The organism is uncultured Chloroflexus sp. (assembly GCF_937951745.1).
Lineage (GTDB): Bacteria > Chloroflexota > Chloroflexia > Chloroflexales > Chloroflexaceae > Chloroflexus.
In genome coordinates this window covers 75,001-83,045 of record NZ_CALFBQ010000071.1, presented here as the reverse complement: position 1 = coordinate 83,045, position 8,045 = coordinate 75,001, and the positions used below count along the sequence as shown (strand labels likewise).

At 59.5% G+C, this 8,045-nt stretch carries 5 protein-coding genes and 1 tRNA gene; 4 read left to right on the top strand and 2 right to left on the bottom strand.

Annotation, left to right across the window (positions count from 1 at the left end; all coding sequences use genetic code 11):
* Positions 1–425: 425 nt before the first annotated feature.
* The 4 genes from Q1A59_RS15845 (at position 426) to ftsH (ending at position 4,873) form a co-directional block, all read left to right on the top strand.
* A tRNA-Met gene (locus Q1A59_RS15845) sits at positions 426–500 on the top strand.
* Positions 501–590: 90 nt separating this feature from the next.
* Positions 591–2,012 carry a tRNA lysidine(34) synthetase TilS gene (gene tilS / locus Q1A59_RS15840; RefSeq protein WP_299645224.1) on the top strand — a complete coding sequence of 474 codons (1,422 nt, stop codon included), beginning with the start codon at positions 591–593 and terminating at the stop codon, positions 2,010–2,012.
* Positions 2,013–2,014: 2 nt separating this feature from the next.
* Positions 2,015–2,557 (top strand): hypoxanthine phosphoribosyltransferase, encoded by a 543-nt coding sequence (gene hpt / locus Q1A59_RS15835; RefSeq protein ID WP_298400680.1) that lies wholly within the window; start codon positions 2,015–2,017, stop codon positions 2,555–2,557.
* Positions 2,558–2,902: 345 nt separating this feature from the next.
* Positions 2,903–4,873: an ATP-dependent zinc metalloprotease FtsH gene (gene ftsH / locus Q1A59_RS15830; protein WP_298400678.1), complete on the top strand. Its 1,971-nt coding sequence runs from the start codon at positions 2,903–2,905 to the stop codon at positions 4,871–4,873.
* Positions 4,874–4,959: 86 nt separating this feature from the next.
* On the opposite strand, the gene Q1A59_RS15825 is transcribed toward ftsH, so the two are convergent.
* Together Q1A59_RS15825 and Q1A59_RS15820 are read right to left on the bottom strand one after the other, a co-directional pair.
* Positions 4,960–5,484 (bottom strand): hypothetical protein, encoded by a 525-nt coding sequence (locus Q1A59_RS15825; RefSeq protein ID WP_299645223.1) that lies wholly within the window; start codon positions 5,482–5,484, stop codon positions 4,960–4,962.
* 77 nt (positions 5,485–5,561) lie between these two features.
* Positions 5,562–8,009 carry a PP2C family serine/threonine-protein phosphatase gene (locus Q1A59_RS15820; protein WP_299645222.1) on the bottom strand — a complete coding sequence of 816 codons (2,448 nt, stop codon included), beginning with the start codon at positions 8,007–8,009 and terminating at the stop codon, positions 5,562–5,564.
* Between the last annotated feature and the right edge of the window lie 36 nt (positions 8,010–8,045).

Sequence of the window (8,045 nt, the reverse complement as noted above, 5' to 3'; positions counted from 1 at the left end):
GATGTATCGTCGGAGCACCTCTTGAGCCTGATACCCCGTAGGAGCGCACAGCAGTGTGCCGTTACGTGCTGCGTCCGGTGCCGGTAGGGGCGGGTCTCAGACCCGCCCCTACCGCTACGCGCTGCGCCTCCTCGCCAAGATAAGGGTGCCCCTCTCCCCAGCAGGGAGAGGGGGGTGAGGGGGCGCGCCGGGCGAGGTGCTGGGGCAGACGAAGGTGGCGATTGTATCGGGGGGGCGCCTTCTCGCCAAGACAAGGGTGCCCCTCTCCCCAGCGGGGAGAGGGGGGTGAGGGGGAATTGCGCAATGGTGTAGCAGAGCGGGGAAGGTGGCTTTGAAACCCGCCTCTGCCGGCCCTCTATGCAATGATAGGGAGGTGAGGCCGACGCTTGACTAATGCTCACATCAGTGATACACTTGGGAGCTGTGCCGGGGTAGCTCAGCGGTAGAGCAAACGGCTCATAATCGTTAGGTCGCGGGTTCGAATCCCGCCTCCGGCACCACAATGCCGGTGAGCATTGCTCACCGGCGTTTCAGTTCAAACCCACGCTGCCTAACTACCTTCCCCTGCAATTGAAAATAGCCGCTGATCTATGCTCAATCACCTGCGCCAGTTTCTGTGTACTGAAGGTTTCGGGCAGTCGTCAACCCGCTTGTTAGTAGCCGTTTCCGGTGGTGGCGACTCGCTCGCTCTGCTCCACATGCTCTACACGCTGCACATGACTGGCGGGCCGGTTCCAATCGTCGCTCACCTCGATCACGGGTTGCGCGGGGCCGAGTCGGCGGCAGATGCAGCGTTCGTGGTGGCAACAGCGACTTCATGGGGGCTGCGCGTCATCGTTGAGTCGGCAAACCTCCCGGCGGGGACAACGGCGGCGACGGCGCGTGCGGTTCGCTATGCGTTCCTTGCTCGGACTGCTACTGTCGAGCAGGTCGATGCGGTGCTCGTTGCTCATCAAGCCGATGATCAGGCCGAAACGGTGTTGATGCATCTGTTGCGCGGCGCGGGGCCAGCTGGCTTACGCGGTATGCGACCGCGCGTCGAGTGGCCGGAATGGGCCGCGCCGGCTATTGCCGCGGGCCAAGCGCCGCTCCATGGCCCGCCATTGCTCCGCCCCCTGCTTGCGATCAGGCGGGCTGCGCTCGCTGCCTATTGTGCTGACCACGGTCTTACTCCTCGCCAAGACCCGACAAACCATAACTTACACTCCTTACGTGCTCGCATCCGCCATCAATTGTTACCAAAACTGGCCGCCGAAAACCGGCATATTACCGCTGCGCTTGGCCGGACCGCCCGCATCTGCGCCGAAGACTACGATTTTATCCAACAGGCGCTGGCGGCACAGTGGCCGCTGCTCATCGCCGAGCAGCGGCGTGGTCTCATTGCATTTGACCGCGCTGCTCTGCGCGCGTTGCATCCATCATTGCGCCGCTATGCCCTGCGCCGCGCGATCGCCGAACTCGGCGATGAAGAGCCGAGCCTTGCCCAAATTGATGCGGCCCTGTATCTGGTGGCCGGGCACGCTGGCAGCCAGATGCGGCTTACCCCGCAAGTGACGCTCGTTTGTGATCAACAGGTGGTAACGCTGCGCTTGCCTACCGCCGAACCGTCTTCCGTGCCGCAGATTGCCGAACCCGTGTCGTTGCCTGACAATGGCAGCGTGCCGTTGACCAACGGCTGGCAATGTGTCGTGCAGGATTATCCCCCTGCTCACCTCGATCGCTGGTGGCTAGGGTTGGCCCGCCCTGCGGTTGGCCCACTCTCGCTGCGCCCGCGCCGCGCCGGCGACCGTATGCGCCCCGCCGGTGCGCCCGGCAGTCGTCGTGTGCAAGATATCTTTGTCGATCTGCACGTACCGCGCGCGTTGCGTGATGGTTGGCCGTTGCTCGTCGCTGCCGACGGTCAGATCCTCTGGCTGGCAGGGTTGCGCGTCGCTGCTGGGATTGCCGCAGTTGAACCAAATCAGGCTACAATGTGGATCGGAATGGTTGCTCCCGCTACGAAACAGGAGTAAGTATGCGCCAAGACATTGACTATGTATTGATTACCGAGGAACAGATCAAGCAGCGCGTTGCCGAGCTTGCCGCCGAAATCACCGCCACTTATCGCCCGCTCCACGACCTGCTCTTAGTGGGGGTGTTGAAGGGGTGTGCAATGTTTATGGTCGATCTCGCACGTGCGATCGATTTGCCCTTAGCCATCGACTTTATCGCTGTTGCCAGCTATGGCACCAGTACTGAGTCATTTGGCGTCGTGCGCCTGATCAAAGACCTTGACACCGATATTACTAATCGCCATGTGCTTATTGTCGAAGATATTATCGACAGTGGTTTAACTCTTGCCTACCTACGTGGTCAACTGTTACGCCGCAATCCGGCTAGTCTGCGCATCTGCACTCTCCTAAATAAGCCTGAACGCCGCACCGCCGATGTGCCAGTTGATTATGTCGGTTTCAATATTCCCAATGCTTTCGTCGTTGGTTATGGCCTTGATTATGCCGAACGATATCGCAATTTGCCGTTCATCGGTGTTCTGCGCCCCGAGGTCTACCTGTCGTAACACACCGGAATGTCCCCAAGCCGCACGGCAGTGCGGCACCATTACCAGACGCACGGCAGCGCGACTCCTAATCACCCGTCGGTTGACTAACCGTTGGGATGGAACCGCCGCTTGCCCGGTCGTCCATCCGTATATATGTGATCCAGATCACATTCTGACTGTGATCTGTTCCCTTGCCTCTGCCGATCGGCTGATGCTATAATTCCAATACGGATGGCATGCGTAACACCATGTTGTCACGTGCAACCTAAAATTCCTCGTAGTCGGGGCATGTCCCTCTGAATCGACTGATCCAGCATGGTATCAGAATCGGGTACTGAGGCAACCCCTCTAGAAAGATGATGTATGGGTGATAATCGTTGGTTAAAGAATAGCTTTGTCTACCTCATCATTCTGGTCGCTGCACTGGCGCTGTTCTTCCAGTATCTAGGGCCGGGAGCAAGCCAGACGGAAGAAAAAGGCATTGCTGATGTGATTGCCGATGCTCAGGCTGGTCTGGTGCGCGAAATTCAAGCCCAAGCCGGCGATGAGCAGATTGTGGTGACGTATAACGATGGCAAGAAGTACCGCTCGCGCCTTGAGTCGGCTGATAGTGTAATGCGGTTGTTGGCCGATTATGGCGTGCCGCTGCGCAACGAGCAAGGTCAGCGCACGATTAACGTTATTGTGCAGCCGGCGCCGGCGTGGGGCGGCTTATTAAGCATTTTTACCATTCTCTTGCCAACCCTGTTGTTGATCGGTTTCTTTGTCTTCTTTATGCGCCAAGCGCAGGGCAGTAACAATCAGGCGATGTCGTTCGGCAAGAGCCGGGCCCGTATGTTTGCTGGCGATAAGCCGACGATTACCTTTGCCGATGTTGCCGGCCAAGAAGAGGCCAAGCAAGATTTGGCCGAGGTGGTTGAGTTCCTCAAGTTCCCAGATAAGTTCGCTGCCCTCGGTGCGCGCATTCCACGCGGCGTGCTCATGGTCGGCCCGCCCGGCACCGGTAAGACGTTGCTCTCGCGGGCGGTAGCTGGCGAGGCAGGGGTGCCCTTCTTTAGCATCTCTGGCTCCGAGTTTGTCGAAATGTTTGTCGGCGTTGGCGCTTCGCGCGTCCGCGATCTGTTCGATCAGGCTAAGCGGAACGCTCCCTGCATCGTCTTTATTGACGAAATTGACGCCGTGGGCCGCCAGCGCGGTGCTGGCTTAGGTGGTTCGCACGATGAGCGTGAACAGACGCTCAACCAAATTCTGGTTGAGATGGACGGCTTTGATACCAATACCAACGTGATCGTGATTGCTGCCACCAACCGGCCTGACGTGCTCGACCCGGCGTTGGTGCGCCCCGGCCGCTTCGACCGGCAGGTTGTGCTCGATGCGCCCGATGTGCGGGGCCGGATCGAGATTCTGAAGGTTCACGTCAAGGGTAAGCCGCTGGCTGAGGATGTCAACCTCGAAGTGATCGCTCGCCAGACTCCCGGCTTCTCTGGCGCTGATCTGATGAACGTGGTGAATGAGGCGGCAATTCTGGCTGCGCGTCGCTCAAAGCGCAAGATTAGCATGGCTGAATTCCAAGATGCGGTTGAGCGCGTCGCGATCGGTGGCCCTGAGCGTCGCTCGCGGGTGATGACCGACCGCCAGAAGTTGGTGGTGGCCTATCACGAGGCTGGGCATGCGATTGTCGGCGCAGCTATTCCCAAGGCCGACAAGGTGCAGAAGGTGACGATCATCCCGCGTGGGCAGGCCGGTGGTTATACCCTCTTCCTGCCCGATGAAGATAGCCTGAGCCTGCGCACGGTCTCGCAATTCAAGGCGCGGCTGGCCGTCTCGCTGGGTGGTCGGGTTGCCGAAGAGATTGTCTTTGGGAGTGAAGAGGTGACGACCGGCGCTTCCGGCGATCTAGTGCAGGTGACCCGCATCGCCCGCGCAATGGTGACTCGCTACGGGATGAGCCAGCGCCTTGGCCCGATTGTCTTCGGCGAGAAGGAAGAGCTTATCTTCCTTGGCCGCGAGATTAGTGAGCAGCGCAATTATGGCGATGAGGTGGCCCGCCAGATTGATGAAGAGGTGCATGCGATCGTCAGTGAAGCCTACGAGACGGCGCAGCAGATCCTGCTTCAGAACCGGGCTGTGCTCGACGATATGGCCAATGCGCTGATCGAGTATGAGACGCTCGACGGCGAACAGCTTGAAGAGCTGATCCGGCGGGTGAAGCCGCTGGCGCTCGATCTGAGCAAGACCGGTGGTACAACGCCAAACGGTCGCAGCAGTGATCGCTCGGCCCAGCCCGATGCGCCGCAGATGGGTCTGGGTGGGCCTAATCCGCTGCCAGCGTGACGTGCACCCGAGAGATGACCATTGGAATGTAGGTGTAAGGGCGGGTTTCAAACCCGCCCTTAGTGATCGCTATGGCGCTAGTCGTCTTATCCCGCCTCGGTCAGATACCAGCGACCATCAACCCGGATGACTGGCAAGCTGCTTTCTTCTCGCCCGATTAGTCGCAATAAAGCGCCGTTACGCTCAAGCAGCAGGTTTCCCTCATTATCACGCCAACGCACCGTTATAACGGCATTCGCGATCTTCACCAACGCGGTGCGGTCATCGGCGCGCAGCACCCGGGTGCGATCGTAGCTAATTGTTACCTCGGCCCGGCTGCCGCGTGTCGGGCGGGTGTTTGCGCTGGCAAACCCATCAAGCATCTCGCGCATGACTTGTCGCTGATCGGCGCGCTCGCTGGGGGCAAAATAGCTGGCGAGCCGGTTGGCCCACATCTGTCGCGTTGCTGCCTCGTTGAGCGCGGGGTCAGCCAGCGCAGCATTAATATCTTCGAGAAAACTTTCAACTACCGCTTCGGGAGTCACGCCGCCTAGACCAACATTCTCATCGAGTGCCACTGCGCCGCAACCGCCGAGGAAGAACCCAAGTACGAGCCAGAGAACCATTGCCATACTGGCTGTGTTGCGCCAAAGGTCGCTGTGCATCATTCAATTGAACCCCATCACCTTTACGCGCCGGTGCGTTCAACTCATGGCTGCGCTTCGTCTCGAAAACTCCGCGGTGGCGGCGGCAATTCCGCCCGCGCAATTACGTTGCCGCTGGCAAAGTAGATCACCGGTCGCGCGCCGCTGGTATCTACACTCAACGCGGTGAGTTGGCTTAGGTTGATCTCACCATCAGCCCGCACGCGAAGTTGTTGGATCAATGCGCCAGTACGCTTGTCAAGTTGTAAGATACGCTCGTTGGCCGGTTCGAGCATAAAGATAAAGCCGGCATCGGGTGCGCCCGTGATCACAAAGCGTGTCACTTCTGTAATGAGCGGTGAGACGTTGGCCGGCACAATCTGACCAACCAGTTGCCCGAAACTAAAGACCAACACCGTCCCGTTGGTTTGCAATAGATAAATACTGCCATCCACTGCCATATCAATGGCAGACAATACAGCAGCATCGCGGGTGACGCCGGGGTTGAGCCAAAATTCCGGTGTGTCGCCGTAACGGCCGGAAGCAAACTTCAACACCTCACCTGCTTGTGCCCCCCACACATAGAGATTGCCGGCGTACTCTTCCACATCTAGCCGCTCTGGGGTGGGCCAGATTTCCGAACTCCCCAGCTTCGAGTAGTTCCACGTGTCATTCTGGCGAAAATAGTAGCCGAACCCGTTTGGCGCTTGATCGATGGCAACTACTTGATCAATTCGCCAGAGCGCCGCGCGCAGCGACCCGACAATTGATGCGCCAACCGGTTGGCCGGGTTCGAGGTAAGGTTCTGGCGGGCCGCCATCGCGTGGAATCCGGTACAATCGCGCTGCATCGCGATCGCTATCGAGCGCGTAAAGGTAGCGCACGATTTCGAGTCGGTTGGGATCGCTCACGCCACTGAGGGCTGGCGGCACAATTACCGTGGTAAACACACCATTCGGCAACGGGTGTCGCGCCAGTACAACCGGTTCAAGGAACGACACCCGATCCACTGCGGCCAGCAATCGTTCGTACTCGCGTTCGAGTTCGCCAAAGCGCAGCCATAACCCCGGATTAGTCACTGTTATCTCAGCGCTCGCGCGGGCTGCTTCGATCGCCTGTTGGGCTATTTGTAATGCCTCACGTGCGGCGACTTCATTGGGTGCGGTGCGCACCGCTGCTACCCGTTCTTCCGCGGCTACCAGATATTCGGTGGCTAATTGCAGGTTATTGCGCTGCGACAGATTCATTCCATATACCACGGCTCCAGCCACCACTAACACCGTGATCAGCAACAACTGCCACGGGAAGGGCGGCGCTGTGCGCCGGTAAGTGAGGCCTCGTCCACGTGGAACGTAACTGCTGACCGTGAGCGATTTACGGCGTAGTTGGCGCTCGCGCCGCCATTCGCGCACAATGTCGTTGAGTGCGAACCATGGCCATGCTAGTCGCTCGCGCCACGTCATTGTAGATGGTGGGCGCACGAGCTGGCGTAAGCCATACGGGCGGGCATCGGTCAACGTATCGCCAAGATCGATCGGCAGCGGTGGCGGGTCTTCGCCCAACGTGCTTGACGGCGGTAACGGCGTTGCCCGTTGCGCAACCCGTTCGGCTAGGGGTTCGCCGAGATCAATTGGGGCGGGGCGTGGCAACGGGTTTGGTGAGAAGGTCGGTTGTGGTGGTGGCGCTGCCAGCGAATCAGGCGCCGGTGTAGGTTGGTGGGCTGGCAGATCGGGCGCGCGCCGGAACCAGTTCGCTAATCGGCGCGCGGGTGCTGGTGGCGGTGGTGCAACCGGTTGCGGCTGAGGCGCTTTGAAGGTTAACGCGAGCAGTTCGATGGCCGCCAGTTCGCTTGCCCGCTCATAAGCAGCGTCTAGTATCGCCGCTGTGTCGCCGCTAGCTAATAAGGCCGCCATCGTTGGTGGGTCAAACCGGGTTACCAACGCGCTGCTGCTCAATAACAGCGCGTCTCCCGGTTGCACCACGGCCCGGAAAAACTCCGGTTCGACAAACAGGCTGGCACCTAGCGCTCCGGTCAGCGCTACATGCGCTACATTCACTTGGGCCGGATCCCAACTCGGATGGGTTGGAATAGCGCGCAATGTGTTGCCGGTGCGCAAGAAGAGCTGCGCCGGCTGCACTTGGGCAATAAAGAGATCGTTGCCCAACAACGCTGCCGCCGTCACGCCTACGGTAATCCGGCGGTCTGGCGCGCAGCGCATATTATCCTGATACAACGCTTTGTTGGCGGCGACAATCGCCAATCGCAGCGCCGATGCGGCGCTGGTAGCGTCGCTTTCATAAAAGGTCTGGCGGATGGTCTTGGTGACGATCCGGCAGGCATGTTCAGCGCGCTCGGTTGGCCCAACCGGTTCGCACAGCACCAACAATTGCCCGCGAGTAATTGCCACGGGCTGGTGCAGCACGGGAGTTACGACCAGTGTCCGCGCGCTGTTATTGAGGATCGTGCCGGCCACCGCGACGCGCTGGCCTGTTTGTAGCTCAAGCGGTTGCATACCATGGCGATTATACCAGAAGAAACGCAACCGCTG